The organism is Ruegeria sp. BC1 (genome assembly GCF_056539305.1).
Window position 1 is genome coordinate 36,035 of record NZ_JBQFUT010000011.1, and the last position, 25,387, is coordinate 61,421.

The 25,387-nt window shown below is 56.9% G+C and carries 28 protein-coding genes; 17 read left to right on the forward strand and 11 right to left on the reverse strand.

The genetic code is table 11. From position 1 onward, the window contains the following. Positions 1–76: 76 nt before the first annotated feature. The 3 genes from ACR0IY_RS19590 to ACR0IY_RS19600 all read right to left on the reverse strand — a co-directional run bounded on the left by ACR0IY_RS19590 (position 77) and on the right by ACR0IY_RS19600 (position 2,981). Positions 77–634, reverse strand: coding sequence for an ankyrin repeat domain-containing protein (locus ACR0IY_RS19590; RefSeq protein ID WP_480676325.1), 558 nt, complete (start codon positions 632–634; stop codon positions 77–79). Positions 635–830: 196 nt separating this feature from the next. Then, positions 831–2,228 carry an aspartate aminotransferase family protein gene (locus tag ACR0IY_RS19595; RefSeq protein WP_480676327.1) on the reverse strand — a complete coding sequence of 466 codons (1,398 nt, stop codon included), beginning with the start codon at positions 2,226–2,228 and terminating at the stop codon, positions 831–833. Between the two features lie 75 nt (positions 2,229–2,303). Further along, on the reverse strand, positions 2,304–2,981 hold the full coding sequence (locus ACR0IY_RS19600; RefSeq protein WP_480676329.1) for a GntR family transcriptional regulator: 678 nt from the start codon (positions 2,979–2,981) through the stop codon (positions 2,304–2,306). A 142-nt stretch (positions 2,982–3,123) separates the two neighbouring features. Between ACR0IY_RS19600 and ACR0IY_RS19605 the strand changes: the two genes are divergently transcribed. The 5 genes from ACR0IY_RS19605 to ACR0IY_RS19625 are packed head-to-tail and all read left to right on the forward strand — an operon-like array spanning position 3,124 to position 8,417. Beyond that, entirely contained in the window at positions 3,124–4,209 is a 1,086-nt protein-coding gene (locus ACR0IY_RS19605; RefSeq protein ID WP_480676331.1) for a polyamine ABC transporter substrate-binding protein, read from the forward strand. A 35-nt stretch (positions 4,210–4,244) separates the two neighbouring features. Continuing rightward, complete coding sequence (locus ACR0IY_RS19610) at positions 4,245–5,411, forward strand: ABC transporter ATP-binding protein (RefSeq protein WP_480676333.1); 1,167 nt, start codon at positions 4,245–4,247, stop codon at positions 5,409–5,411. Beyond that, the gene (locus tag ACR0IY_RS19615; protein WP_480676335.1) at positions 5,411–6,301 is read left to right on the forward strand and encodes an ABC transporter permease subunit; all 891 of its coding nucleotides are present in this window, start codon (positions 5,411–5,413) and stop codon (positions 6,299–6,301) included. The genes ACR0IY_RS19610 and ACR0IY_RS19615 overlap by 1 nt, the downstream gene beginning before the upstream one ends. Then, positions 6,298–7,119, forward strand: a complete 822-nt coding sequence (locus ACR0IY_RS19620; protein ID WP_480676337.1) for an ABC transporter permease — start codon at positions 6,298–6,300, stop codon at positions 7,117–7,119. Before ACR0IY_RS19615 ends, ACR0IY_RS19620 begins: the two co-directional genes overlap by 4 nt. After that, positions 7,116–8,417, forward strand: a complete 1,302-nt coding sequence (locus ACR0IY_RS19625) for an NAD(P)/FAD-dependent oxidoreductase (protein WP_480676339.1) — start codon at positions 7,116–7,118, stop codon at positions 8,415–8,417. The genes ACR0IY_RS19620 and ACR0IY_RS19625 overlap by 4 nt, the downstream gene beginning before the upstream one ends. 3 nt (positions 8,418–8,420) lie before the next feature. On the opposite strand, the gene ACR0IY_RS19630 is transcribed toward ACR0IY_RS19625, so the two are convergent. From ACR0IY_RS19630 to ACR0IY_RS19640, 3 genes are all read right to left on the reverse strand, one after another. Then, positions 8,421–9,254: a phosphotransferase family protein gene (locus tag ACR0IY_RS19630; protein WP_480676341.1), complete on the reverse strand. Its 834-nt coding sequence runs from the start codon at positions 9,252–9,254 to the stop codon at positions 8,421–8,423. Positions 9,255–9,343: 89 nt separating this feature from the next. Continuing rightward, complete coding sequence (locus ACR0IY_RS19635) at positions 9,344–10,009, reverse strand: flagellar hook capping FlgD N-terminal domain-containing protein (RefSeq protein ID WP_480676343.1); 666 nt, start codon at positions 10,007–10,009, stop codon at positions 9,344–9,346. Between the two features lie 2 nt (positions 10,010–10,011). Further along, positions 10,012–11,217, reverse strand: coding sequence for a flagellar hook-length control protein FliK (locus tag ACR0IY_RS19640; RefSeq protein ID WP_480676345.1), 1,206 nt, complete (start codon positions 11,215–11,217; stop codon positions 10,012–10,014). Positions 11,218–11,327: 110 nt separating this feature from the next. On the opposite strand from ACR0IY_RS19640, the gene ACR0IY_RS19645 reads away from it, so the two are divergent. From ACR0IY_RS19645 to ACR0IY_RS19670, 6 genes are all read left to right on the forward strand, one after another. Then, on the forward strand, positions 11,328–11,609 hold the full coding sequence (locus ACR0IY_RS19645; protein WP_480676347.1) for a rod-binding protein: 282 nt from the start codon (positions 11,328–11,330) through the stop codon (positions 11,607–11,609). Beyond that, positions 11,593–11,952, forward strand: coding sequence for a flagellar biosynthesis protein FlgN (locus tag ACR0IY_RS19650; RefSeq protein ID WP_480676349.1), 360 nt, complete (start codon positions 11,593–11,595; stop codon positions 11,950–11,952). The genes ACR0IY_RS19645 and ACR0IY_RS19650 overlap by 17 nt, the downstream gene beginning before the upstream one ends. Positions 11,953–12,159: 207 nt before the next feature. Further along, on the forward strand, positions 12,160–13,371 hold the full coding sequence (locus ACR0IY_RS19655; protein WP_480676351.1) for a flagellin N-terminal helical domain-containing protein: 1,212 nt from the start codon (positions 12,160–12,162) through the stop codon (positions 13,369–13,371). A 77-nt stretch (positions 13,372–13,448) separates the two neighbouring features. Continuing rightward, complete coding sequence (flaF, locus tag ACR0IY_RS19660; protein WP_480676353.1) at positions 13,449–13,823, forward strand: flagellar biosynthesis regulator FlaF; 375 nt, start codon at positions 13,449–13,451, stop codon at positions 13,821–13,823. Further along, complete coding sequence (gene flbT / locus ACR0IY_RS19665) at positions 13,823–14,224, forward strand: flagellar biosynthesis repressor FlbT (RefSeq protein WP_480676355.1); 402 nt, start codon at positions 13,823–13,825, stop codon at positions 14,222–14,224. Before flaF ends, flbT begins: the two co-directional genes overlap by 1 nt. Next, the gene (locus ACR0IY_RS19670) at positions 14,221–15,012 is read left to right on the forward strand and encodes a DUF1217 domain-containing protein (RefSeq protein WP_480676357.1); all 792 of its coding nucleotides are present in this window, start codon (positions 14,221–14,223) and stop codon (positions 15,010–15,012) included. Before flbT ends, ACR0IY_RS19670 begins: the two co-directional genes overlap by 4 nt. A gap of 85 nt (positions 15,013–15,097) precedes the next feature. Here the strand turns inward: ACR0IY_RS19670 and ACR0IY_RS19675 are convergent, their stop codons facing one another. The 3 genes from ACR0IY_RS19675 to ACR0IY_RS19685 all read right to left on the reverse strand — a co-directional run bounded on the left by ACR0IY_RS19675 (position 15,098) and on the right by ACR0IY_RS19685 (position 17,734). Next, positions 15,098–16,669: a DUF427 domain-containing protein gene (locus tag ACR0IY_RS19675; protein ID WP_480676502.1), complete on the reverse strand. Its 1,572-nt coding sequence runs from the start codon at positions 16,667–16,669 to the stop codon at positions 15,098–15,100. Positions 16,670–16,773: 104 nt separating this feature from the next. Further along, positions 16,774–17,475: a winged helix-turn-helix domain-containing protein gene (locus ACR0IY_RS19680; RefSeq protein WP_480676359.1), complete on the reverse strand. Its 702-nt coding sequence runs from the start codon at positions 17,473–17,475 to the stop codon at positions 16,774–16,776. After that, a complete protein-coding gene (locus tag ACR0IY_RS19685) occupies positions 17,447–17,734 on the reverse strand; it encodes a hypothetical protein (protein WP_480676361.1) in 288 nt (95 codons plus the stop codon). Before ACR0IY_RS19685 ends, ACR0IY_RS19680 begins: the two co-directional genes overlap by 29 nt. Before the next feature lie 138 nt (positions 17,735–17,872). On the opposite strand from ACR0IY_RS19685, the gene ACR0IY_RS19690 reads away from it, so the two are divergent. The 4 genes from ACR0IY_RS19690 (at position 17,873) to ACR0IY_RS19705 (ending at position 21,862) form a co-directional block, all read left to right on the forward strand. After that, a complete protein-coding gene (locus ACR0IY_RS19690; protein ID WP_480676363.1) occupies positions 17,873–18,397 on the forward strand; it encodes a hypothetical protein in 525 nt (174 codons plus the stop codon). 110 nt (positions 18,398–18,507) lie between these two features. Then, positions 18,508–19,125 carry a ribonuclease HII gene (locus ACR0IY_RS19695; protein WP_480676365.1) on the forward strand — a complete coding sequence of 206 codons (618 nt, stop codon included), beginning with the start codon at positions 18,508–18,510 and terminating at the stop codon, positions 19,123–19,125. Positions 19,126–19,232: 107 nt separating this feature from the next. Then, positions 19,233–20,333, forward strand: coding sequence for a DNA methyltransferase (locus ACR0IY_RS19700; protein WP_480676367.1), 1,101 nt, complete (start codon positions 19,233–19,235; stop codon positions 20,331–20,333). Between the two features lie 143 nt (positions 20,334–20,476). After that, complete coding sequence (locus ACR0IY_RS19705; protein WP_480676369.1) at positions 20,477–21,862, forward strand: adenylate/guanylate cyclase domain-containing protein; 1,386 nt, start codon at positions 20,477–20,479, stop codon at positions 21,860–21,862. A gap of 12 nt (positions 21,863–21,874) precedes the next feature. On the opposite strand, the gene ACR0IY_RS19710 is transcribed toward ACR0IY_RS19705, so the two are convergent. Both ACR0IY_RS19710 and mutY read right to left on the reverse strand, forming a co-directional pair. Beyond that, positions 21,875–23,011 carry an alkane 1-monooxygenase gene (locus ACR0IY_RS19710; protein WP_480676371.1) on the reverse strand — a complete coding sequence of 379 codons (1,137 nt, stop codon included), beginning with the start codon at positions 23,009–23,011 and terminating at the stop codon, positions 21,875–21,877. Between the two features lie 59 nt (positions 23,012–23,070). Next, a complete protein-coding gene (gene mutY / locus ACR0IY_RS19715; protein ID WP_480676373.1) occupies positions 23,071–24,120 on the reverse strand; it encodes an A/G-specific adenine glycosylase in 1,050 nt (349 codons plus the stop codon). 81 nt (positions 24,121–24,201) lie between these two features. On the opposite strand from mutY, the gene ACR0IY_RS19720 reads away from it, so the two are divergent. Beyond that, positions 24,202–24,720: a DUF721 domain-containing protein gene (locus ACR0IY_RS19720; RefSeq protein ID WP_480676375.1), complete on the forward strand. Its 519-nt coding sequence runs from the start codon at positions 24,202–24,204 to the stop codon at positions 24,718–24,720. A 3-nt stretch (positions 24,721–24,723) separates the two neighbouring features. Then, on the forward strand, positions 24,724–25,386 hold the full coding sequence (locus ACR0IY_RS19725; protein WP_480676377.1) for a DsbA family protein: 663 nt from the start codon (positions 24,724–24,726) through the stop codon (positions 25,384–25,386). Position 25,387 lies beyond the last annotated feature (1 nt).

Consider the following 25,387-nt stretch of genomic DNA (forward strand, 5'->3'; position numbering starts at 1 on the left):
TTGGCGATGCCCAGCGTGTTGTAGTCCGACGCCAAGGCGCACTGGCCAACGGCGAAAACCTGAAGATACGCCTTGATCACGGGTAATCCGCCAGAAAGTCGGCAGACCGATGATGTCCGAGATTCCGGGCCTCTTCCTCAGGCGTCGCGTCGTCGTCGCATCCGGTCCGGATCGTTTTGTCAGCGCCTGCGTCCAGCAACATTCGCATTGATATCTCGTCATCTCGGATGGCTGCCAGATGCAGTGGTGTCCAGCCATTGATACCACGCTCGTTCAAATCCGCACCGGACTTGATCAGGATTTCAAGAATTCTGTGTTTGTCGTCGGACACGCGTTCAATGCAGGAAATCACCGGTGGAAAACCATCGTCTTCCTGAACGCGAAGGTTCACACCTTTTTCTATCATCCACAACAAAGCCTCATCAGACGCAACTCCGGCCGCGGTGGTGATCCAATGTGAATTCAGAAAGTTGTCCCTGCCATAAGGGAAGCTGTCTACAATATCTGCGGCATACTCGAGATCGGTTATGGCTCCGCGGGAGAGATACTCAACAATTTCAGAATACTCTACATAAGACGCTTGTTGATCGCGTCTGTAATCTGCATTGGTATCTGCTTTAGACGACCGTTTCATCAGACTGTTCCCTGCAGCCCATAACTCTGCCACCGATGCTAAAGTCAAACCGGATGCGCATAAACCTGCAATGTCTGAGTGGACCCGCATGAAGGACGGATACTGGATCGCGACAAAATTGTTGTGCCTATAGTGGCTAAGAGGCGATCCAAGGGGGCCGCCTCTTAGTCGTTTTCGGTGCCAGTGGGTCGTTGACTTAAGCCGCCGCCTTCATCAACCCTTCGTCCGTAATCCTGGCCAGCGCCTCGTCCAGCGATTTGTGGATGCGCACGAACATCTCGTCGATTTCCGCCGGTGTGATGGTCAGCGGGGGAGAGATGACCAGCCGGTCGCCTACGTGGCGCATAACCAGGTTATTGGCAAAGCAGTGCTCGCGGCAGATCAGGCCAACCGTGCCCGCCTCGGCGGAAAACTCCGCGCGGGTCGCCTTATTTGGTGTGAGCGCGATCGAAGCCATCATGCCCACGATCTTGGCCTCACCGACCAGCGGATGATCGGTCAGGGCCTCCCACTTCTTTTTCAGATAGGGCGCAGCCACATCACGGACGTGATCCAGAACCTTTTCCTCTTCAAAAATACGCAGGTTTTCCAGCGCCACGGCGGCAGCAACCGGATGGCCGCAATAGGTGTAACCGTGATTGAATTCGGTATCGCCAATCACCTTGGCAACCTCATCATTGACGATGGATCCGCCAATCGGCGCGTAACCCGAGCTGAGCCCCTTCGCGATGGTTATGATATCCGGCTTGATCCCAAGGGTTTGCGATCCGAACCAATTGCCGGTCCGGCCAAAGCCGCAGATCACCTCGTCTACAATCAGCAGGATATCGTACTTGTCGCAGATGCGCTGAATTTCGGGCCAATAGCTGTCGGGCGCAACGATCACGCCGCCGGCACCCTGAACCGGTTCGGCGATAAAGGCGGCGACGCGGTCTTCGCCCAGCTCAAGAATCGCCTCTTCCAACTCACGCGCACGGGCCAGACCGAAGTCTTCGGGCGTCATGTCGCCGCCTTCGGCCCACCAGTCCGGCTGATTGATGTGATGGATGTTTGGAATGGGAATGCCGCCCTGCGCGTGCATCCCAGACATACCACCCAGCGACGCCGCCCCAACGGTCGAGCCGTGATAGGCGTTTTTGCGGCTGATGATGATGTTCTTGTCAGGCTGGCCCTTTTCAGCCCAGTAGGTGCGCACCATGCGGATATTGGTGTCATTCGCCTCGGACCCGCCACCGGCGAAGAAAACGTGGTTTAGATCACCCGGCGCCAGTTCTGCCAGTTTTGCAGCCAAGGCAATCGCTGGCACGTGAGTCGTTTTGAAGAAGGTGTTGTAGAACGGCAGCTCTTGCATCTGACGGGCGGCGACCTGTGCCAACTCTTCCCGACCGTAGCCAAGGTTGACGCACCACAGGCCAGCCATGGCGTCCAGAATTTCTTCGCCTTCACTATCGGTCAGATAAACGCCTTTAGCGCGGGTGATAACGCGCACGCCATCCTCGGCAATCGATGCATTGGTCGAGAACGGGTGCATGTGATGGGCTGCATCCAGCGCCTGTAATTCAGCGGTGGGCAAGTGATTGGTGATTGTAGACATCCCGGAATCTCCTGAAAGAGCGATTGCCAATCACAATATGATCAAATTTTTTCCTGTCAATCGAATCGACCAGATTTAACCGTTGTTCAGGGCCTCAGCCATCAATTCCATTCCCTGCTCGATGTCCTGAGCCATCGCTTTTGCTGCCATTTCAGCATCATGCGCGCGCAGGGCAGTAATGATGTCCTTGTGCCGATCCGGCAGGTTCTGAGTGCCAAATCGCCCACATACCACCCGTAGAGATGGTCCGAATCTGAGCCAGAGCCGTTCTGCGAGGTCGCACAGAATCGGAGCGTCTGCGTAAGAGTACAGCGTTTCATGGAACATGTGGTTCTGATGCAGATAGCCGCTTACATCACCATCTGAGATGGAGCGATCCAACCGTTGGTCAATGCGTTCCAGATTGGTGACACCTTCGCGCGAAATCTTTAGCGCTGCGCGTTTGGAAAGCTCTGATTCTATAGAAATTCTCGCAAAAATCAGCTGCTCGACATCGCCCTTTGACAATAACGGGACACTCACCCTGCGATTGCCTTGAAACACAAGCGCACCATCCGAGATCAGACGCCGAATCGCCTCACGGACCGGTGTCATTCCAACGCCAAGCGAATCGGTCAGACCCTGGATCGTTACCGGTTGTCCGGGCACCAGTTCCCCAAATAAGATCTGCGCTCTGAGGGTTTGGTAGACCTGTTCATGCGCGGGTCGTTTTTCGGTTCCAGCACTCGCAGCTCTATTTTTGATCAAATCCAATTGGTTTGCCCTGATTATAGTGTTGTTGGTGGGTCATACATCTGACTTCGTGAAACCATACGCCGAACTGAAGGAAAACGCAAAACTTGATCAAATCCAAAAAAACGTGAAAATAGGCCGCACAACTTACAGGGAGAATAATATGTCGATCAAAACGCTGATGATGACAGCGGCCTTCGCAATGGGAGCTTCGGTAGCCTTCGCCGAAGAGGTGCGTGTTTACAACTGGTCTGACTATATTGACGAGGAACTGCTGAAGAAGTTCGAAGAGGAAACGGGCCTGACACTTATTTACGACGTGTTCGACAGCAATGAGGTTCTGGAAACCAAGATGCTGGCAGGTGGTTCGGGCTATGACGTGGTGGTTCCGTCTGGGACCTTCCTTCAGCGTCAGATTCAGGCGGGCGCATTCCAGGCGCTGGATGAATCGAAGCTGTCGAACTCGGGCAACTTGTGGGACGTGATACAGGAACGCACCGCTGGTTATGATCCCGACAACGCATATTCGATCAACTACATGTGGGGCACCACCGGCATCGGCCTGAACGTCAACAAGGTCAAGGAAGTGCTTGGCGATGATGCTCCGCTGAACAGCATGGATCTGGTGCTGAAGCCGGAAAACATGGAGAAACTGGCGTCTTGCGGCGTGCATTTCCTGGACGCCCCGGCCGAGATCATTCCGATGGTGCTCCAGTATATCGGTGAGGATCCTGACAGCCACGACCCTGACGTAATCGGCAAATCCGAAGAGATTTTGCTTGGGGTTCGTCCATATGTTCAAAAGTTCCACAGCTCGGAATACATCAATGCTCTGGCAAATGGCGACATCTGCGTCGCAGTGGGATGGTCGGGTGATATTCTGCAGGCCCGCGATCGCGCAGCCGAAGCCGAAAACGGGGTCGAGATTGAATACCACCCCTTTGCAGAGGGTTCGTTGATGTGGTTCGATCAGATGGCGATCCCGGCGGACGCTCCGAACCCAGAAGGGGCGCATAAATTCCTGGACTTCATTCTGGATGCTAACAACATGGCGGCAGCCTCGAACTATGTTTATTACGCCAACGGCAACAAGGCATCGCAGGAGTTCCTGGAAGAAGACGTGATCGGCGATCCAGCCATCTACCCGGATGATGCCACGATGCAGAATCTGTACATCACGACACCTTATCCGCCCAAAACCCAGCGCACCGTGACGCGCCTGTGGACCAAAATCAAATCAGGCACCTGATGTGATTTAATCGCGCATGGCGGTAACCGTCCGCCATGCGCATTCCTTTCGCGTATCGAGATACGGGGGCCGCTTTGAACTCGACTGTTTTTGCGCCGTGGGAAGACCCGCAGGCGAAACCCTTGATTCAATTCCAGAACGTGACCAAACGTTTTGGTGAATTCACCGCCATCGACAACCTGTCCTTGGATATTTTCGAGAAAGAGTTCTTTGCGCTACTTGGTCCGTCCGGGTGCGGAAAGACAACCATGATGCGGATGCTGGCCGGGTTTGAAACCCCGACGGAAGGACACATCATGCTGGGCGGGCAAGACATTGATCCGATCCCACCAAACAAGCGGGCGGTGAACATGATGTTCCAGTCCTACGCGCTGTTTCCGCATCTGAGTATCTGGGACAACATCGCGTTCGGTCTGCGTCGCGACAACATGCCCAAAGCCGATCTTCAGGCCCGCGTTGAAGAAATGCTGCGCCTGACACGGCTGGAACAGTTCGCCCGCCGGAAACCGCACCAGATTTCTGGTGGTCAAAGGCAGCGCGTGGCGCTGGCGCGATCTCTCGCCAAAGCTCCGAAACTGCTGCTGCTGGACGAACCACTTGGTGCGCTTGACAAAAAGTTGCGCCAGGACACGCAGTTCGAGCTGATGGATATTCAGGAAAAAACAGGCACCACCTTTGTGATCGTGACCCACGATCAAGAGGAAGCCATGACCGTTGCCAGCCGCGTTGCCGTAATGGATCAGGGTCAACTGATGCAGGTGGCTACGCCGGACAATATTTATGAATATCCCAACTCGGTTTATGTGGCCGATTTCATCGGCGACGTGAACATCATTGAAGGGCGGGCGACCTCCCAAGGAGACGAGACCTATCAAATCGAATGGGCGGAGGGTCAGGCGCCTTTGACCGCAAATTCGTCGGTTGCCCTGTCGAACGGGCAAGGGTGCCATCTGGCAATTCGGCCGGAAAAGGTCACAATCACATCCGAGCGCCCCGACAGTGCCGCGAATGCAATCCAAGGTAAGGTGCATGACATCGCTTATCTGGGCAACCTGTCCACCTACCATGTCGAGCTGAGCAACGGCACGATCATCAAGGCACAGACGGCCAACACCCGCCGAATCTCGCGCCGTTCGTTTACTTGGGAAGACCCGGTCTGGCTGTCCTGGACAGCGACGGCTGCGGTTCTGCTGGCCAGCTGATGCGCCGCGCCTTTCTGATTGCCCTCCCGTACGCCTGGCTGCTGGCACTGTTCCTGGTGCCATTCTTCATTGTTCTGAAGATCTCCCTGTCGGATACAGCCCTGGCCATCCCGCCCTACACGCCGACGCTAGACCTGTCCGAAGGCTGGGCTGGTGTCAAAAGCTTCTTCAGCCAGTTGGATTTCGAAAACTATGTCTGGCTGACCGAAGACGCCCTTTACTGGAAAGCCTACCTGTCCAGCGTCAAGATCGCGCTGATCTCGACCTTTCTGACGTTGTTGGTAGGATACCCGATCGCCTATGGTATGGCCCGCGCGCCAACAGAATGGCGTCCGACGCTAATGATGTTGATCATTTTGCCGTTCTGGACCTCATTCCTGATCCGCGTCTATGCGTGGATCGGTATCCTTGGCAACGAAGGGTACCTGAACCAAGTTCTGTTATGGCTTGGTATCATCTCGACCCCGCTGACCATTCTGAACACCAATACGGCGGTCTATATCGGCATCGTCTACACCTATCTTCCGTTCATGATCCTGCCGATCTATTCATCGCTTGAACGGATGGACGGGTCGCTGATCGAAGCGGCTGAGGATTTGGGGTGTTCGCGTCTGAAAGCGTTCTGGCTGGTGACCATCCCGCTGTCACGCCCCGGTATCATCGCAGGGTGTTTCCTGGTGATGATCCCCGTAATTGGCGAGTTTGTCATCCCTTCGCTGCTGGGTGGATCGGGTACGCTCATGATTGGTAAAGTTCTGTGGGAAGAGTTCTTCTCGAACCGCGACTGGCCAGTGGCCAGTGCCGTGGCGGTGGTTCTGCTGCTGATCCTCGTGGTGCCGATCGTGCTGTTCCAGCGCAACCAGCAAAAACAGACGGAGGCCGAACAATGAACAAGCTGAGCTGGTTCAACGCGGTGTCCCTGACGCTGGGATTTGCGTTCCTTTACATCCCGATGATCATCCTGATCATCTTCAGCTTCAACGAAAGCAAACTGGTGACGGTCTGGGCCGGGTTCTCGACCAAATGGTATGGCGAGCTTTTCCAGAACGAGCAGATGCTGAACGCAGCATGGGTGACTTTGCGCGTTGCGGTGTTCTCATCGACAATCGCGACAGTTCTGGGCACCGCCGCCGCTTACGTGTTGGTGCGCGGCGGGCGGTTCTTTGGTCGCACCCTGTTTTCGGGCATGATTTACGCACCGCTGGTGATGCCCGAGGTTATCACCGGTCTATCGTTACTGTTGCTGTTCATCGGCATCGGGCTGGATCGGGGTATCCTGACCATCGTTCTTGCGCATACGACCTTTTCGATGTGTTTCGTCTCGGTTGTCGTCTCGTCCCGACTGGTTACCTTTGATCAGTCACTGGAAGAGGCCGCGCTGGATCTGGGCTGTTCGCCCGCTCAAGCGTTCCGCCTTGTGACCCTGCCGATCGTTGCACCTGCGGTGATCTCGGGATGGCTTCTGGCCTTCACTCTGTCGCTGGATGATCTGGTCATCGCGTCGTTCACTTCGGGCCCGTCCGCCACGACCCTGCCGATGAGGATATTCTCGGCAGTGCGTCTGGGTGTCAGTCCCGAGATTAACGCGCTGTCTACGATCATGATCGCTGTCGTGACAATAGGTGTGATAACCGCATCTCTGGTCACCAAGCGGGCTGTGGTGCGGCAAAAGCAAGAAGAAATGGCCGCCGCGCGCACGGACGAATGATGCGGCTGTTTCCAGACTACACCTACGGTCTTGGCCCCCGCACCAATTGCTGGTGGGACGAGACCATAGACACCCCGGACTGGCCGGTGCTGCAAAGCGACTTGAACGTTGATGTCGCCATTGTCGGTGGCGGTTTCACCGGGGTTTCGGCCGCGTTGCATTTGGCTAGTGCGGGGGCCTCGGTCGCGGTGCTTGAGGCCGAGACGCCGGGCTGGGGTGCGTCGGGGCGTAATGGCGGCTTTTGCTGTCTGGGTGGGTCAAAGCTGAGCCATAAAGCCATGGTCCGGCAATATGGTGACAGCGCCGCGCACGCCTATGCGCAGGCCGAAGAAGATGCAGTAGACCTTGTCGCTGATCTGCTTGGCGCGCATCAGATCGACGCGGACGTCCATTCAAAAGGCGAAACTCAGCTGGCCCATTCGCCCCGCGCGATGGAGAAGCTGCGGCGACATGCCGAAGCCCCTGGCCGGATTCATGAACCCGCAGATCTGCCGGGTTTGGGCTTGGGCGGTGCGTTTCACGGCGGTTATACCACACCGGTCGGATTTGGACTGAACCCGCGCAAATACCTGTTCGGTCTGGCTAAAGCTGCGCACGAAGCCGGCGCACACCTGTTTCAGAAAAGTGCGGTTCAAACCGTCCAAAAAGTGCAGTCCGGGTTCGAGGTTCAGACCAAGGCTGGTCAGATCAAGGCGTCAAACGTGCTGATCTGTACCAATGGGTATTCCAGCGAGGATATCCCGGCATGGATGTCTGGTCGATACCTGCCCACGCAATCCACGGTATTGGTCACCCGGCCGCTGTCCGAAGCCGAATTGCAGGCGCAGGGCTGGACCTCGGATCAAATGTCCTACGACACGCGCAATTTGCTGCACTATTTCCGGCTGATGCCCGACAGGCGGTTCCTGTTTGGGATGCGCGGCGGATTGTTTTCATCGCCTCGGGCCGAGGCCGCCATTCGGCAAAAAGCCATCAAGGATTTCAGGCAAATGTTCCCTGAATGGGAAAGCGTTGAGGCGACCCATATGTGGTCCGGTATGGTCTGCCTGTCGCGTAAGCTGACCCCTTATGTCGGACCCATTCCGGATCAACCGGGACTATTCGCCGGTTTTGCCTATCACGGGAACGGAGTGGCGATGGGCACCTATAGCGGGCGTGCGTTGGCTCGATTGGTTTTGGGACAAGAAACGGGGTTGCCGCTTCCGATTTCGCGTGCGCCTGCACGGTTTCCCTTGGGACGGTGGCGGCGGGCGTTGATGCCGCCGGCCTACGCGGCGATGGCATTGGCTGATTTGTGACGGTCACAGGGTTGCGAGTTCCAACTCCAACCCCGCTGCATAATCCGGTGCGCCGTTTTCAACGCGCCACAGGCAATAGGCCGCCATGCGCCACGCGTACCAACGGCGCAGGGACAGAAACCGTTCAACCGTTTCCGTGTCGCCATAGGCGGACAAAAATTGATCCTGTTCCGACATCGACAATGCCGCCCCACGGTATAAGTGTTGCATGGCCGGGGACAGGAACAGCGAAAGGTCCTCGCACGGGTCGCCCTGTGCCGGGCACTGCCAGTCGATAAGGGTCAGGCCTGTAGGCGCGACTAGAATGTTTCCGGCGACCGGGTCGCCATGTATCAGGCAGGTACGGTCGGTTGGTGGAACTTGGTTTTTGGGTTTCAGGCCGTCCAGCCGGGCCTTTCCGCCGGATGTGCAGCCATTAAGAATTGCGCCTCCGTGCCGTTCCAGGTCCGCGCTGCCGTTGCATCCAATGGGCAACTGCGCAGGCAGGTCCTGAGCATGGAGCTGGCGCAACAGCACCGCCACTTGCGCTGACCCCTTCTGCCAGGGCGATCCCGGCGCATGATCATAAAACACCCATTGACCGTTTTGGTGTTGGCCAGTTGCCCGCAGATGCGGGACAAAGCCAGTAGTTTTCAAGGCCCTCAGGCATTTGGCCTCCAGCGCCGCATCGTTGCGGAACAGCGGATTGCGCAGCCCGGTACGATAAAGTTTCAGAACTTTTCCGCCACCTGCCTCAAGCACTTTCCAGACCTGATTGGTGCGTCCGCCATACAACGCCTGAAACTGCACTCCTTCTGCAATCAGGCCTCGTTGTAGCAGGCCGTCAATAAGATCCATCGGGGGGTCAGTCAGGGTAGGCAGAAGGGTCACCGGTTGAAAAAAGCGAGTCGCAGGTTGCACAGGTGTGGCCTGTCCCGCCCCTCAGATCAAGCGCCGGTTCGGACTGCTGTCACCATCCCCGCTGGTACAACCTCTCCGCTTTCTAACGTCAGCAAGACGGTATCATCGCCGACCTGAGCCTCAACCACCTGATTGTATGACGACACGGGCTGTTCAGACAGCAGCTCGTCCCCGTCGTAACTTTCCAACGTGGCGGCATAGTTGCCTGCCGGTAGCGTGCTGCCATCGCTCTGCGTTCCGGTCCAGACAAATTCGGCCGCAGTCGCAGAAACAGACAGTCGCTCAATGACCGCGCCTTCGCTGTCGCGGATCACCATAACGGCTCTGTCTGCCGCAGATGACGCCTGCGCAAACAGGTTTATCGGTTCACCTTCAAAACGGAATGCAGCGGTCGTCTGGACATCCATACCCACCCAACCGGCGAGTTCTTCCAGGTTGGCACTACTCAGTGACACGGTCAGTGCCGACAGCAGATCATTCGTCTGGACCTGCTGTTCAACCATAGAAAACTGCGCCAGTTGCGAGGCGTATTCGGTTGAATCCATTGGTTCCAGAGGGTCCTGATTCTGAGCCTGTGTCGTCATCAACAGCAGAAAAGTATCGAAATCAGCTGCCAGAGAGGACGTGCTTGGCTGGGCTGATGCCTGAGGTTGAGTGTTGGCCTGGGCTGTGGATTGCGTCGGAGTAATCATGGTTAAAGCCTTATGTCGATGCGTCCATCTGGGTTCGTTTCGGGAACGGCGGCGTCAGCTTCGATGGCTGGCGCGGGGTGCGCCTCGGAAGACATCGCATCCCGGTCGGCAGGAGAAGCCTCTTGTTGGTTGTCTGCTGAGGTGCCCAGATCAAGGGACAGATTGCCCAAATCAAAACTCTTAAACTCGGATTCCAGTACTGAGAGGTGCCGGCGCATCAAATCCAGTGTTTCCGGGCGTTCCGCTGAAATCGTCATGTGCAGCCCGTCGTCACGACCGTTCAAAACGATCGAGACACGCCCAAGCTCCTCGGGGTTCAGTGCGACTTCGATCGTGCCGGGGTGCGCGCGTGATGTGATAACCGACGCCACCTGACTTGCGATGGCACGCGCGGTTTCTGCGCGGGCGGTTGCTGTCACGGATTGAACAGCGGGGCCAGTATCGCGAGTCGTGGTCAGAACCGTCGACTCATTTGCCCCTTGAACATCTTCGATTTCCGGATGCGGCTCGCCCTCGGACGGGGAGGCAGCGCTGTCTGCTGCCAACAGCTGGATTTGACCGAATGCGGGTGCGTGATTGACTGGGGTTGGTTGTTTTGATGCCTGATTGACAGAGGGCGGGCTTTGCGGCACGTCCCGCTCCGGCTCGACGGCCGGCGGCGGATCGCTCCTTTGGATCACGCGCGCGTCCGCAGGTGTCGGTGAGTTCTGTATGTTCTGCGATTTCGCGATGGTTTGCGTCGGTGCCGCCGGTTTAGCGGCCTTCCAGATCAAAGCCTGAAACGCGACCGGGTGAGGGTTTGATGCGGAGGTCGGGGCGGTTGTGTCAGAACCCGTCTGTGGTTCACCCGTCTTATCCTTTTTCCTCGGGATTGAAGGCGGTAATATCGTTTCCTTACCGGTCGCGTCTCTGTAAGGGGCCGGAACAGTGTCCTGTGCAACCGGCCGAACTTTGGCGGGTTGCTGATCCTCCGGTACTGCAGAGATTTCTATCATCTCTTCTTCCTCGATGACCTCTTCCAATTCCGGTCCGGTGTCGGTGCCCTGAACCCGCAGAGCGGGTGTGTGCTGTTCTGCGGGCGAGGGGCCGGTTTCCTGCGCCATGATGACCTGAAAGGACATAGCGCCGTTGAGTGTGCGCGGTGTTGGCGGGGCCGCATCTGGTGCCGTGGATGGCGACGGCATCACCGTTGAAAGAGGGTTGGGCATTTTGCTCCGACTCCGTTTGTGTGACCCGAAATCTGCCCGCAGGAAGTTACATTTATTTTAACCGCTTTCGCCTTTGATCGAGAAAGTTCAATGCAAATTCGGAGAAAACGATGAAGATTTCTGCGCCGCCTGCCACCGGGCAACTGCCAACGCCGACAGAAAAATTACAGGCTGTGGCAGTCGAGCTGGAAACGGCGTTTCTGACGGAAATGCTTAAATCCGCTGGATTGGGCGAGGCGCGCAAATCCTTTGGGGGCGGGGCAGGCGAAGACCAGTTCTCGTCCTTTCTTGTGCAGCATCAGGCCCGAGCGCTGGCTGAGGCCGGGGGCGTTGGGCTGTCCGAGATTCTATTTCGTTCCATGATGGAGAAAACCAATGCCGACCAAGCCTGAAACCGACCTGATCCGATCGCTGGAAGACCTGCTGGACGTTGAGCGCAAAGTGCTTGTCGAAGGCGATTTGGAACGTTTGAATCAAACTGGTCCTGAAAAGGAAAAGCTTATTAAAGCGATCAATGGACTTAGGGATTATGAGAGTTCCGAGTTGGTTCGCCTTCAGGACAAGGTTGAACGAAATCAGGCGTTATTGAACAGCGCGGCCGAAGGCATTCGCAGCATTGCCGCGCGTATGGCTGAATTGCGTCGGGTTCGGCAGGAATTCAACACCTATGGCGCAGACGGTCAGCGAAACGGGTTCACCGTCCGCAGCCACGCGAAACTGGAAAAACGGGCATAGTGGCGCGTTTGATTCAAATCCGATTTTTCTGACTCGGGGGCTTTAGCACTCCGTTAGGGGATCGGGGTCAATGGTGGGCTTGCACCTGAAACAGCAGGTGGCGCGAACAGCCCGACGGCGGATCGCACCGATCAGAAAGACGTCAAAGCCCGCACCTTGCGGGGTCAGCATGGGCGCGAAAGGCCCGAACGAAAAAGGAAGAAAGCTATGTCCAGCATTCTGACCAACAATGGCGCAATGGTTGCGCTTCAAACCCTGAAATCGGTCAACAAGAACCTGGCACAGACCCAGAACGCGATCTCGACCGGTAAGGATGTCGCGACCGCCAAGGACAATTCGGCCGTCTGGGCGATTTCAAAGGTTATGGAATCCGACGTCAACGGCTTCAACGCCATCAAAGACAGCCTTGCGCTGGGTGAATCGACGGTAGCTGTGGCACGAAACGCGGCCGAAACTGTGACCGACCTTTTGACTCAGATGAAAGGCAAGATCGTCTCTGCACAGGAGGACAATGTCGACCGAGGTAAGATCAATGACGATGTGACCGCTCTGAAAGACCAGATTGCCTCGGTCGTCAGTGCAGCGCAGTTCAATGGCCTGAATCTGGTGGATGGCTCGGCGGGTTCGGCCTCGATCCTGGCGTCACTGGATCGGGACAACACCGGTGCGGTAACGGCCTCGTCAATCTCGGTCGCTGGTCAAGACCTGTCGACCGGTGGATATGTCACGGCTCAGGTATTTGACGGATCGACGGGCGCTTCGACCGGCAATGACCGAGTGGGTGCCACCATTGATAACGGCGCAACCTCGGCGACCGCATTGGTAACCGATGAATCCAGCGGGACGTTTGCTGCCGGAGATAAAGTAATTGTCGCAATCGACGATCAGGTTGTGTCGTACACGGTATCAGCGGCAGACGCAGCTGCTACCACTACCGGCGATTTGGTTGCCGTGGGGCTGAAGGCCAAAATTGATGAGTTGGGTATTACCGGTCTGACCGTCGACTACGACTCGGGCACGCAGGGCACCCTGTCTGTCAGTAATGCAACCGGTGACGATATCTCCTTCTCGGCACAGTACGTGAATGCGGGTGCAGGTGGCCTTGGCGCACTGACGGGCATTGACGTTTCAACCGGTGCGGGCGCGACGTCTGCTCTGGCTGCGATTGAGTCCTTGATCGACACGTCGATTGATGCATCGGCCGCCTTCGGTTCGTCCCAGAGCCGGATCGAGACTCAGAAAGAGTTCATCTCGAACCTGTCTGACTCGTTCAAATCAGGCATCGGCTCGCTGGTTGATGCCGATATGGAAGAGACCTCGGCGCGTCTGCAGGCTCTTCAGGTGCAGCAGCAGTTGGCCACGCAGTCGCTGTCGATCGCCAACCAGGCACCGCAGTCGATTCTGTCGCTGTTCCGCTAAGTTTCGGAATCTGGCCGGGGCGCGTTTTCGCGCCCCGGCAATGACCGCCAAAAGACGGCCTACCGGAAGGATTTCAAGTGACCCCGCAAACTCTTGCACAGCGCGCGTATGCGCAAACCACCGCCCCAACCCGCACTCCGCGTGATACCGAGTACGAGGCGATCTCCAAGATCACGCATCGACTCAAAGCCGCTGCGGCGCGACGCAAGACCGATTTCGGCGCGTTCGTTCAGGCGCTGCACGAGAATCGCCGGTTGTGGACTTTACTGGCGACCGGAGTATCGGATTCCGACAACGCTCTACCCAACGAGCTGCGCGCCCGGATATTCTATCTGGCAGAGTTTACCGAGCAACACAGCAGTCAGGTTTTGGGCAACAAGGCAACGGTAGAGCCCTTACTTGAGATCAACATGGCTGTGCTGCGTGGGTTGCGGCAGATGAGTGCATCCTGATGGGGGGGTTGGTTCTGAAACTGGCTCCGAAAGAGAGGGTGCTGATCAACGGGGTGGTTGTTGAAAACGGGGATCGCCGCAGCCGGTTTTCGATCATGACACCGGACGCGAATGTCCTGCGCTTGCGTGACGCGATTCATCCGGATGAAGTGAACACGCCGGTACGGCGAGTGTGCTATGCCGCTCAGCTTGTTCTGTCCGGCGATATGGAGCCTGACCGGGCGCGCCAACAATTGCTGCGGCGGGTTGAGGAATTGAGCCAGGTATTTACCGACGCAGACAGTCGTCGGGTATTGTCCGAAGCTACTGAGGCTTTGCTGGCCGAGCAGTATTACAGGTGTCTGAAATCGCTGCGGGCCTTGTTGCCGCGTGAAGAACGGTTGATGGCGTACCAGCAATGACGTTCCAGCCCGTCATACCTTCTGGCGGCGTTGTCGGCTGGCGGTTCCTGCAACGCACCTACGAGGCGCAACTGGACAGCTTTTCGTCATCAGCCGCCAATGAAAGGGAGACGGAGTATTTTTTGAATAACATTGGCAGGGTGCAAACAGCTGAAGACCTTGTTTCGGATCGCCGCCTTCTTCAAGTCGCGTTGGGTGCTTTCGGTTTGGAGGGTGATCTGGACAATCGCTATTTCGTCCAGAAAATCCTGTCCGATGGCACACATGCAGATGACGCTTTGTCAAACAGGTTGGCGGACAAAAGATACCGGGAGTTTTCTGCGGCTTTCGGGTTGGGGCCGGGAGAGGTTCGAAAGACGAGTGTGATCTCCAACATGGAAGACATAGCCCAGAACAATGTTGTGTCCCGCTTTGAAATCGCCGTGGGCTCGGCTAACGAAACGATGCGTATATCTCTTTACGCGCAGCACGCCCTTGCTGATCTGGCTGCACAGGACAGCAGCCCGGACACAAAGTGGTTTGACTTGATGGGCCTGCCGCCGCTGCGGAGCATGATTGAAACGGCGCTAGGATTGCCATCTAGCTTTGCCCAGTTGGATATCGACAAACAGCTCGAGGTGTTCAAGGACAGGTTGTCAGGGATAACCGGGTCCGACGATCTTGGGCAATTCACTGACGAGGGAGCTATTGCCCGTCTGACGGATCAGTATCTTGCCCGCAGCCAGATCGCCCAACTTCAAAGCATCATTTCGCCTGCGCAAACGGCCTTGATCCTGTTGGGGGCGTAACCAAAGCGGCATTGGCCCGGTGTGCGGGTTGCAAGGCGTTGGATCATTCCCTCAGCGAGGGCGGTAGAAGCCTCATCCCGAGACTTCAGGAGTTTAACGGGGCGTCTGCGGATGTTCTGAGGGCATAGGACTTAACGGGTTGGGACACGTTGTGCAGCTTGACCTCCCCCAACGGCAGTGCATTGGCGCAGGCAGGCATGATGTCTGCTGACACGACAATTCTGTGATTTACCGTCTTACCATACTCGCCCAACCGGGCGGCAATGTTCGCGGCCTGACCGATCACCGTAAAATCCAACCGCTCGCGGGACCCGACGTTGCCGTAAGTGACCTGCCCATAAGCGACGCCGATTGAGCAATCGCAATGGGTATCGGAGCCTGACAGCCGCAGTTCGTCCAGTTTTTCGACGATTTCGATGGCCGAGCGTTGCGCATTTCCGCGCGCAACGATCGAGTCCTCACCCTCGGGGAAAACTGCCAGAACAGCGTCGCCGATGAACTTCAGAACCTCTCCTCCGTTGTCATGTACAACTCCGGACACGGTTTCGAAAAAATCGTTCAGCAGGTTGATATAGTCAGCCCGACCCAGTTGTTCTTCGAGGCTGGTAGAGTTGCGCAGGTCGCAGAACATGATGGCGGCGTCGATCTCATCCCCGTCGCCGCGCCGGATTTCCCCACCCAGGACTCGGGCACCGGACCGCTTGCCTACATAGGTTTCAAGCAGGACCTGGGCATTTTCACGCTGCATGAAGGCCTCATAGTATCGGGCAATCACCGCCGAGCATTCAAAAACCAGCCCGAGATTTGCCGTGGTAAATCCGTCCGGGTGATCACAGGTCAGGGTCAAAACATTGGTTCGCCCATCGGAAAACGGCAGCGGCATGGCGACGTAATCAGTGGCTCCCTTTGCCCGCAGATCCTCCATGATCGGAAAACTGTTTTGGGGGTTTTCATCGTTCAGACGCTGGCGCACACCGCCCAGCCCGTTCGCCACGTGGCGCAGGGGGCTGTTGATGTAGGCCGGGTGATCATGAATCTCATAAGTGGGCACATTGGTCGAAATCTCTTCCTCGCCCTTTTCCCAGATGTAGTGTTTCCCGGCAATCAGCGGATGCAAGGACCAAGCCAGGATGCTCAGCCGCTGAATGGCGATCCCGTGTTCCAGCATCTTTTCGGCCAGCGCTTTGGTGAATGTCTCCGGAGAATCATTCTCGGACGCGCCGCGCATCAACCAGTCAATAAGCGGCCCGCTGATATTGCCGTCATCGGGGGCTCTGAGTTGGTTTTTACCCAGATCAATCCGCGAATAAGCGTTCGGCATGAACCCGATGTGACCCTGAATAGCAGTGCTTTCGGGCAGAGCATCTTCGTAGGCCCAGACGGAATTCGCCAACCGCTGACCGTCAACAAGGATATCGTGATAGGTTGCCGTCCCTTTGAACGGGCAGAAGGTCTGCAGTTCGGTCTCTTCGCTCAGTTCGATGCAAACATCCTTGCGCGGGATGTAAATTGTCGCCGGCAGGCGCGTTTCGTACATGACCTTGGCGTCAGAGCTTTCGGCCAACAGAACCTCATCCCGGTAAATCGCGATCCGGCCGCTCAATCGCTCAACTGAGATCCCATAGCCCTTGGTTTTTGGTGTGGCGTGGACGTTCATCATCAACCTCCCTGGCACAGGTTGTTATAGGATGGGTCTTTGGCCTGGGTTTTCCAAGGGGGAACACCGGTATTTTTCTGAACAATACTTGTGCAAAGCCGCGCTCAGACCATCTGAATCACGCTTTTCTCAATCGACAGCATATAACCCTTTTTCGCGATGTTCTTGACCAACAATTCGCTGACCATCTGATTGCCCAAAGCATCGCGAAGCCGTTTGATCCGCGTTGCTCCTGCGGCCTCATCGCAATCGGCGGCGTCTTTGCCCGATATCATCCCTTCGATTTGGGCACCGGACAGAACCTCATCATCCAGTCGAGATTCCGCCAGCACGGATAGGGTTTCCATCGCCGCCGGGGTCAGTTTGAAATCCATGTTGTTCAGGTAAACAGTATTTTCCTCGCGGCTGATCAGCAGCGAGGTCACCTGAATGCCGGTGCGCTCGATCTGAGCCATCCGGCGGTTCAGCAGTACCAGCATCACCAGAAACACCAGCGCGGTCACCAACATGGCGCTGGCAAAAACCAGCAGAACAAAAATGACCATGCGATAGCTGGACAACGTATCGGCAAAGGCGGTGCCTGATTGCGCCAAAATCTCTAACAGGCGAATCTCGGTCTGCGAGGTCAGGTCGCTTTCGATAAACAGCCGTTCCACCCTGGCGTTGAAGGCGTTGGCATCGGGCAGGGTCCAGAACAGAAAGATCGCTGCCGTCACCAGAATCACTACGATTGCCGCGATGCCCGCGCCGACCAGTCTGACACCGGATCGGCGGGCCTCAGTAACGGAGATAGAATTTTCCGGCATTGGCCTTCCTTTTATCCAACCCTTCCGGTCCGAAAACGGACATGACGTTCAGCAGGGTCCAGCCCGACCCGTTGAGGCGTTGGGCAATCTCTTTCTTTGCCTGCCCTTTGTCGCAGGCTGAAACCTGCATCACGCCGTAGTGCAGACGAAGCGGATTATCCTGCTTGGCCTTGTAATCGGCATAGCAATCGGCCGCCGCCGCAGCAGTGCCTAGCGATATCAGGGCCAACAGGGCCAGAGAAGAGAGGATCTGTTTCATAGGCCGCATCCTGCGCACGGGATTGCGCGATATTCAATAACCTAAGGGGTTTCGGTGGCCTGATATCCGATAACAAGGGGGCGTTATTGCTTGTCTGAGGGGACAGGGCCCAGGTTCGGTGCAAGGAATTCGCGGCTCATGCCGGATCGCATCAAACGACAAACAAGGACAAGCATCATGCACCGAAAATTCATTGCACTGATTGTTGCCACCGCAATTGCCATTACCGGCGTATCGGCCTCTCAGGCGCGTGCAGCCGACGCCAAGGATATTCTAGGGGGCCTGGCGGCCATCGCGCTTATTGGCGCAGGGGTTCATTACTATAACAACGAGAAAGACAAGCAGCGCGTCAGCCGTAATCAGACGCATGTTTATCGACCGGCCCCAGTTTATCGCCCGGACCCGGTTAAACCTCGTTACCCGGTGCGGCCATTGCCGCGTCGCGTTGCAAAGTATGACCTGCCGCAGAAATGCTTGAAGACCTATGAAACCTATTCGTCCAAGCGCCCGCTGCTTCGGCAGAAGTGCCTTACCAAACATTACAAATATGCCAATAGCCTGCCGCAAAAGTGCAAAGTCGGGTTCTGGGATGGCAAAAAGGTGAAGCGGGCGTATGAACCCGTATGCCTGCGCCAGCAAGGATACCGAGTGGTTTACAAGTAATCGTTTTCGAGCAGGAGCGGCGCCGCAGAAGCGCCGCGCAGAGAGAGGGTGGCGCGGGCCACCCTCTCTTTTTTCTTGCGATAGGCGGTGAAACGCGATTTTCCGGTGATATGACGATACCAGATTTTGAACTTGAACGGGCGTTGTTGGCGCGAGGCAGCGTGCGGATCGCGGGCGTGGATGAGGTCGGGCGTGGGCCACTGGCCGGGCCGGTGGTCGCCGCTGCGGTCATCCTGAATCCTGATGATATCCCTGATGGGCTGAATGATTCCAAAAAGCTGACGGCCAATCGCCGAATGGCACTGAATACCGCGCTGCGCGAACGCGCCGAGTTTGCGGTGGCCGAAGCCACGGTGGCCGAGATTGATGAGTTCAACATTCTCCGCGCTTCGCATCTGGCGATGGTGCGCGCAGTGGCAGCGTTGAACCCGGCGCCTGATTTTCTGCTGATCGACGGTAATATGATCCCCCGAGGGCTGAAAATCCCGTCGCAGGCCGTGGTCAAAGGTGATGCCAGATCCGTGTCGATTGCGGCGGCGTCGATCATCGCCAAAAACTGGCGCGATCAGCTGATGGTGGATTTGGCGCAACAGCATCCCGGTTATGGATGGGAGACAAATGCAGGCTATCCGTCGAAACAACACAAAGAAGCACTGCAAAATCTTGGTGTGACCCCACACCATAGACGTTCCTTTAAGCCGGTGCACAATATCTTGTATCAAGAGTAAATCGTAAGCTGCTGATTCAAAAAAGAAATTGACGGCGAATCGTCTTTGACTCATCCTTGTCTCAACCAAATGAGCGCAAAAGCGCCGTGGATACTTGAGGCAGTAAAATGACAACAACCACTAAAAAGGGCGCAAAAGCGCTCCCTTTAAACACGATTCTATCTGGCGACTGCATCGACGTGATGAACAGTCTGCCCGAGGCGTCGGTGGACCTGATCTTCGCGGATCCGCCCTATAATCTGCAGCTCAAAGGCCAGTTGCACCGCCCTGACAACAGCCAGGTGGACGCGGTTGACGACCATTGGGACCAGTTTTCCAGCTTTGGCGCATATGATCAGTTTACCCGTGAGTGGCTGAAGGCGGCGCACCGCCTGCTCAAACCCAATGGGGCGATTTGGGTGATTGGGTCTTACCACAACATCTTCCGCGTGGGCTCGGCCCTACAGGACGCAGGATACTGGATTCTGAACGATGTTGTGTGGCGCAAGTCAAACCCGATGCCGAATTTCCGCGGCAAACGCTTTACCAACGCGCATGAGACGATGATCTGGGCCAGCAAACGCGAGGGTGCGAAATACACCTTCAATTACGAGGCGCTGAAAGCCCTGAACGAAGGCGTACAGATGCGCAGCGACTGGGTGCTGCCGATTTGCACCGGGCATGAGCGATTGAAAGATGAAAACGGCGACAAAGCGCATCCAACGCAAAAGCCGGAATCGCTATTGCACCGGGTTCTGATCGGATCGACTAATCCGGGTGATGTGGTTCTGGATCCATTCTTTGGCACCGGTACGACCGGGGCGGTTGCCAAGATGCTGGGCCGCGAATTCATCGGTATCGAACGCGAAGCGAGCTATCGCAAGGTTGCCGAAAAGCGCATCTCGAAAGTGCGCAAATTCGACCGCGAGGCGCTGGAGGTCAGCGCGAGCAAACGCGCCGAACCGCGCGTCCCCTTTGGTCAGCTGGTCGAACGCGGCATGCTGCGCCCGGGTGAGGAACTGTATTCCATGAACCAGCGCCACAAGGCCAAGGTGCGCGCGGACGGCACGCTTGTGGGCGACAATGTCAAAGGCTCGATCCATCAGGTGGGGGCGCATCTGGAAAATGCACCGTCCTGCAATGGTTGGACGTACTGGTGCTTTAAGAAAGACGGTAAGACGGTACCGATCGACGTGCTGCGCCAGCAGATCCGGGCCGAGATGAACTGATTTACGAACACCGCCGGTGCCTGTGGCCTGACACAAGGCACTACGCCTTGCCCCGCCGTTTCCGGCGGGGTCTTTTGTTTTCGGGGCGTCTGGTTTCGAATGGCACCTTCTGTATCCTGCTGCGTAGTGAAGGAGTTTCTGCAATGTCGGATACCACTGCCAACGAGTCCCGCTTTGAACGGTTCTTTGTAACCCGCCCGGACACGTTCGATCTGGAAAACAAATATACCGAAGCCGCGCTGGAACGGCACAAGCGCGAAGGGTTGGAGCTTGCCGTCCGCGCCCGTTGGGTTGCCATGGCCTTGACCGGGATGCTGTTGGTTTTCCTCAACCCGCAATGGGAGGTGCTTTGGTATCATTTCATCCTGCTGTTGATCTGTGCCAATGGCTGGCTGATCCGGCGGGCGGGCCGTGTGGGGCAGTCAAGGACGGAACTGCTGCTGATCTTTGTGGACCTGCTGATCATGACCCTTGGCATGATCGTGCCAAACCCGTTCAGCGATGATGTACGGCCGTTGGCGATGCAATACCGGTTCGACAATTTCCAGTATTTCTTCATCATTCTGGCGGCCGGGACACTGGCCTATTCGTGGCGGACGGTGATTGCCATCGGGTCCTGGACAGCGGGGGTGTGGACGGCCGGGTGGATTATCGCCTGGTGGGTTGCGACGCCGATCCCGGGGCTTAGTGAAAAGGTCGCGAACGCGCTGCAAGGCTACCCTGATGTTGCCGAACTGTTGGACCCGAACAGTTTCATGGTGCCTCAGCGGATACAGCAAATCATCGTGTTTGTGATGGTGGCCGTAACGCTTGGTGTTTCGATGCGGCGACTGAACCGCCTGTTGATGACCAACGCAGGGCTGGAGCGGGAAAGGGCGAACCTGTCACGCTATTTCTCGCCGAATGTGGTTGAGGAGTTGAGCCAGAACGACGAGCCGCTGAAACAGGTTCGTAAAGAGGACATAGCCGTCCTTTTCATCGATATTGTTGGGTTCACCAAATATGCCTCGGGGCGGGATTCCTACGAGGTGATCGAAGTTCTGCGCGGCTTTCATGCCCGGATGGAGGCCGAGGTGTTTCGTCATCACGGCACGCTCGACAAATACCTGGGCGACGGGCTGATGGCGACATTCGGCACGCCGGTGCCAACGCCAATGGATGCCAGCAATGCAGTGGCCTGCGCATGCGGCATGGTGAATGTTATCGACCGTTGGAATGTTGAGCGCCGCCGGGCGGGAGAGCCAGAGATTCACGTCGGGATTGGGGTGCATTTCGGGTCGGTCGTTCTGGGGGATATCGGGGCCAATCGTCTGGAGTTTGCCGTGATCGGCGATGCTGTGAACGTGGCCGCCAAGTTGGAGGCATCCACGCGAGAGCTTCGGGCAAGGATTGTACTGAGCGATTCGGTCCGCAGGCAATTGGAACAGGAAGGCAATCGTGCGTTAGAGTTGATGGCGGGATTCGACAAGCACGAAAACCAAACGGTGCGAGGCGTGGAGTACCCGATGGACATTTGGGCGGCACGCTGATGCGCGCTGCAGTCAGGATCGTGGCCAGGGATTCTGAGATGTGTTGTAGGGCGCCCAGTCAGTGACCTCGGGGTAGTATTGGCGCCGCCAGGCTCGGACGCGCGGGTTCATGACACGGCGCCAGAGCGGTGGGATCATCGCAGCAACGGTCATCACCGGGTAGCCGTAGGGCAGTTGTGGTGCGGTATCTTCAGAATGGTGCTGCAACAGCGGAAAGCGACGGTTTGGTTTATAGTGGTGGTCCGAATGGCGTTGCAGGTTGATCAGCAGCCAGTTTGAGGCCTTTTGCGAGGCATTCCAGGAATGGCGTGGATGCACGTGTTCGTATTTTCCCTCGCCCAGATATTTTCGGGTCAGGCCGTAATGTTCCACGTAATTAACTAGTTCGAGCTGCCAGATGGCAACACCAGCCTGAAGCAGGAACAGGGCAAGCCCGGACCAACCTCCGATCACGAAGGCCATGGCCAGCATCCCGGCCTGCAGCCCCCAATACCGCCAGAATGGGTTGCTGCGATCTGTCCATCGGCGGTCTTTACGGGACAGTTTATCGCGCTCGGCCCGGAAGGCGGACAGAAGACATTGTTTCAGGACGCGCGGGTAAAAGCGGTGGAAGCCCTCGTTGTAACGCGCCGTCACCGGATCACGCGGGGTGCCGACATAGCGGTGATGCACCAGCAGATGTTCGGACCGGAAGTGTGAATACAGAACCATCGCCAGCAGGATATCGCCCAGCCATCGTTCGACCCGCCCTTTTTGATGCATCAATTCATGGCTGTAATTGATGCCGATTGTGCCCGAGATCACGCCCATGCCAAAGAACAATCCGACTTTGGCCAGCGACGACAGGTGATCAGTATGCGTGGCGTACCAGATCAGCCCGTAAAGTGTCAGGAACTGCACCGGCACCCAGGTTTTCGTCAGCAAAATGTACCACCGCAGGACAGAGTCATCTGTGTTTGGATCGGCGTTGTTCAAATTCAGCCCTGTCAGGCGATCCAGCACTGCAAATGCCCACCAGGTCGAAAGCGGAATCAGCAAGACCCACCAGCCCCCTGCAACTGCGGTGACCCAGATTAGGGGAATAAGTAAGAATGATACCCAGTAGGGCAGGGCTGTCTGCCAACGGTACAGGGTTCCGGGTGCGGTCATAAGGTGACTCCGAAAAACTGCGCCGAGATTAGTCTCAGATACGCGTGCAGCACAATGGGTTAGCGGCCGCGCCAAAGGTCATGGGCTTTACGCATGACGGTTGGCAGGTCGCCGCGCCGAAAAGCGTGTTTTTCCATCACAATCAGGTTTTCGGGGGCAGTGGAGAATGTGGCTGTCCAGATGCGCAGTATCAGGTGGAAGTGGGTAAAGGTGTGGCGCACCTCACCCGAAACGATCTGCCAGTTCGCCGCAAAAGGGGGCGTTTCGGGCGGTGCTTCAGACCAGTCAGAACCGGGCCAGCCCAGCATGCCCCCCAGCAGCCCCTTGTCGGGGCGACGTTCCAGCAGCAGGGCTCCGTCGTCGCGCTGAGCGATGTAGACATGCCCATATCGGGTCGGTTTGGGCTTTTTCGGTGTCTTGCGGGGCAGGTCGGACTGCGTTCCGGCGGCGCGTGCCTGGCAAGGATCGCGCACCGGGCAGATGCCACAGGCCGGAGATTTTGGGGTGCAGATCGTTGCACCCAAATCCATCACGGCCTGAGCATAGTCTCCGGGACGGGTTGTAGGCGTCAACTCTGTGGCTTTGTCCTTCAGCAGCGGTTTGGCGCCTGGCAAAGGTTCGTGAATATCATACAGGCGGGCCATGACCCGTTCGACATTGCCGTCCAGAACGGTTTCGGGGCGATCAAAGGCGATGGCTGAAATCGCGGCGGCGGTATAGGGGCCGATGCCGGGCAGTTCTAGCAAAGCGTCATAGCTGTTTGGGAAGGCTCCGCCATATTCGTTGCTTACCACGCGGGCGCATTTCAGCAGATTGCGCGCGCGGGCGTAGTATCCCAGCCCGGCCCATTCGCCCATGACCTGATCGTCTGGTGCAGCGGCCAGGGCCTGAACCGTTGGCCAGCGGGATGTGAAGCGCATGAAATAGTCGCGCACAGCGGCAACGGTGGTCTGTTGCAGCATCACTTCGGACAACCAAATTCGGTACGGGTCGGGTACAACGCCTGCGGCCCGTTCTGCCGGGCCGACGCGCCATGGCATCTTGCGGGCATGGCGGTCGTACCAGTCCAGCAAAGCGGTGCTTACGTCAAAATCACCAGTTTCACGCAAATTTTAATCACCTCCCTGTCGGGTTTCGCTGGCGCCCGTTGTCATGCCCTTTACAATAGCGGCGCAGGAGTTGGAAACCAGATGCAGCGCAGACGTTCTTCGACCCGCGGGTTCAAACGCACCGCGACATTGCTGAACGGCCAGATCAGGCGCGCCGGCGAAAGCCGGGGCTTTGCCGTATCGCGCCTGTTGACCCATTGGGCTGACATTGTCGGGCAGGATCTGGCGGCTATCGCGCGGCCCGTGAATGTGGGCTATGGAAAGGGCGGAATGGGCGCGACGCTGACCGTGCTGACCACCGGTCCGCAGGCCCCGATGCTTGAAATGCAAAAAGAGCAACTGCGCGGCAAGGTGAATGCGGTTTATGGCTATAACGCCATCAGTCGGGTGCGCATCACGCAGACAGCTCCGACGGGATTTGCCGAGGGGCAGGCCAGTTTCGACCACAAACCGAAGCAGGCGAAACCCAAGATCGAACCAGAAATCGAAGCCGAGGCGGACCGCGCCGCGCGTGATGTTCACGACAGTGATCTGCGGGCTGCGCTTGAACGTCTGGGGCGAAACGTTTTATCCAAACAAAAAACGCTGAGAAAGGGCTGAGTAATGAGCCGTATAGCAACCGGAATTTGTGCGGCGATTGCCGTCGCGGCAGGCGGGTATTGGCTGTCACTGTCGAATTCGTCACCGACCTATCCGCTGGTCAGCAGCGCCGAGGCGCAAGAGGCCGATCTGGACACTTCGACCATTGTGGACATGGTGCAAGGCGCCGAGGATGCGCCAGTCGAAATCATCGAATATGCATCCTACACCTGCCCGCATTGTGCCAATTTTCATCAGGGCCCGTACAAGCAGCTCAAGAAGGATTTCATCGACACCGGTAAGGTCAAGTTTACCTATCGTGAGGTCTACTTTGACAAATATGGATTGTGGGCGTCGATGGTGGCACGCTGCGGCGGACCCGAAAAGTTCTTTGGCATTTCCGACCTGATCTATGAAGGTCAGTCCGAATGGACCAAAGCCGGAGGTCCAGCCGAAATCGTGGACGAACTGCGCAAGATCGGTCGTCTGGCCGGTATCGACAATGCCCAGCTTGACGCCTGCCTGCAGGATGGCACACAGGCGCAGACCCTGGTTGCCTGGTATCAGGAAAACGCCGAGCGGGACGGCATTCAATCCACCCCATCCTTCATCGTGAACGGCAAGAAGGTCGACAACCAGTCTTATGCCGACTTCAAGAAGTTGATCGAAGAAGAGCTCGGCAGCTAAC

Coding starts and splice junctions, on each gene's coding strand:
- ACR0IY_RS19655 (WP_480676351.1), top strand. CDS start 12,160: ATGTCCAGCATTCTGACCAACAATGGCGCAATGGTTGCGCTTCAAACC.
- ACR0IY_RS19710 (WP_480676371.1), bottom strand. CDS start 23,011: ATGACCGCACCCGGAACCCTGTACCGTTGGCAGACAGCCCTGCCCTAC.
- ACR0IY_RS19690 (WP_480676363.1), top strand. CDS start 17,873: ATGCCGGATCGCATCAAACGACAAACAAGGACAAGCATCATGCACCGA.
- ACR0IY_RS19640 (WP_480676345.1), bottom strand. CDS start 11,217: ATGCCCAACCCTCTTTCAACGGTGATGCCGTCGCCATCCACGGCACCA.
- ACR0IY_RS19595 (WP_480676327.1), bottom strand. CDS start 2,228: ATGTCTACAATCACCAATCACTTGCCCACCGCTGAATTACAGGCGCTG.
- ACR0IY_RS19650 (WP_480676349.1), top strand. CDS start 11,593: ATGCCGACCAAGCCTGAAACCGACCTGATCCGATCGCTGGAAGACCTG.
- ACR0IY_RS19725 (WP_480676377.1), top strand. CDS start 24,724: ATGAGCCGTATAGCAACCGGAATTTGTGCGGCGATTGCCGTCGCGGCA.
- ACR0IY_RS19615 (WP_480676335.1), top strand. CDS start 5,411: ATGCGCCGCGCCTTTCTGATTGCCCTCCCGTACGCCTGGCTGCTGGCA.
- ACR0IY_RS19720 (WP_480676375.1), top strand. CDS start 24,202: ATGCAGCGCAGACGTTCTTCGACCCGCGGGTTCAAACGCACCGCGACA.
- ACR0IY_RS19645 (WP_480676347.1), top strand. CDS start 11,328: ATGAAGATTTCTGCGCCGCCTGCCACCGGGCAACTGCCAACGCCGACA.
- flbT (WP_480676355.1), top strand. CDS start 13,823: ATGGGGGGGTTGGTTCTGAAACTGGCTCCGAAAGAGAGGGTGCTGATC.
- ACR0IY_RS19610 (WP_480676333.1), top strand. CDS start 4,245: ATGCGCATTCCTTTCGCGTATCGAGATACGGGGGCCGCTTTGAACTCG.
- ACR0IY_RS19625 (WP_480676339.1), top strand. CDS start 7,116: ATGATGCGGCTGTTTCCAGACTACACCTACGGTCTTGGCCCCCGCACC.
- ACR0IY_RS19705 (WP_480676369.1), top strand. CDS start 20,477: ATGTCGGATACCACTGCCAACGAGTCCCGCTTTGAACGGTTCTTTGTA.
- ACR0IY_RS19630 (WP_480676341.1), bottom strand. CDS start 9,254: ATGGATCTTATTGACGGCCTGCTACAACGAGGCCTGATTGCAGAAGGA.
- ACR0IY_RS19590 (WP_480676325.1), bottom strand. CDS start 634: ATGAAACGGTCGTCTAAAGCAGATACCAATGCAGATTACAGACGCGAT.
- ACR0IY_RS19680 (WP_480676359.1), bottom strand. CDS start 17,475: ATGCCGGAAAATTCTATCTCCGTTACTGAGGCCCGCCGATCCGGTGTC.
- ACR0IY_RS19675 (WP_480676502.1), bottom strand. CDS start 16,669: ATGAACGTCCACGCCACACCAAAAACCAAGGGCTATGGGATCTCAGTT.
- ACR0IY_RS19685 (WP_480676361.1), bottom strand. CDS start 17,734: ATGAAACAGATCCTCTCTTCTCTGGCCCTGTTGGCCCTGATATCGCTA.
- ACR0IY_RS19635 (WP_480676343.1), bottom strand. CDS start 10,009: ATGATTACTCCGACGCAATCCACAGCCCAGGCCAACACTCAACCTCAG.
- ACR0IY_RS19695 (WP_480676365.1), top strand. CDS start 18,508: ATGACGATACCAGATTTTGAACTTGAACGGGCGTTGTTGGCGCGAGGC.
- ACR0IY_RS19605 (WP_480676331.1), top strand. CDS start 3,124: ATGTCGATCAAAACGCTGATGATGACAGCGGCCTTCGCAATGGGAGCT.
- ACR0IY_RS19700 (WP_480676367.1), top strand. CDS start 19,233: ATGACAACAACCACTAAAAAGGGCGCAAAAGCGCTCCCTTTAAACACG.
- ACR0IY_RS19670 (WP_480676357.1), top strand. CDS start 14,221: ATGACGTTCCAGCCCGTCATACCTTCTGGCGGCGTTGTCGGCTGGCGG.
- ACR0IY_RS19620 (WP_480676337.1), top strand. CDS start 6,298: ATGAACAAGCTGAGCTGGTTCAACGCGGTGTCCCTGACGCTGGGATTT.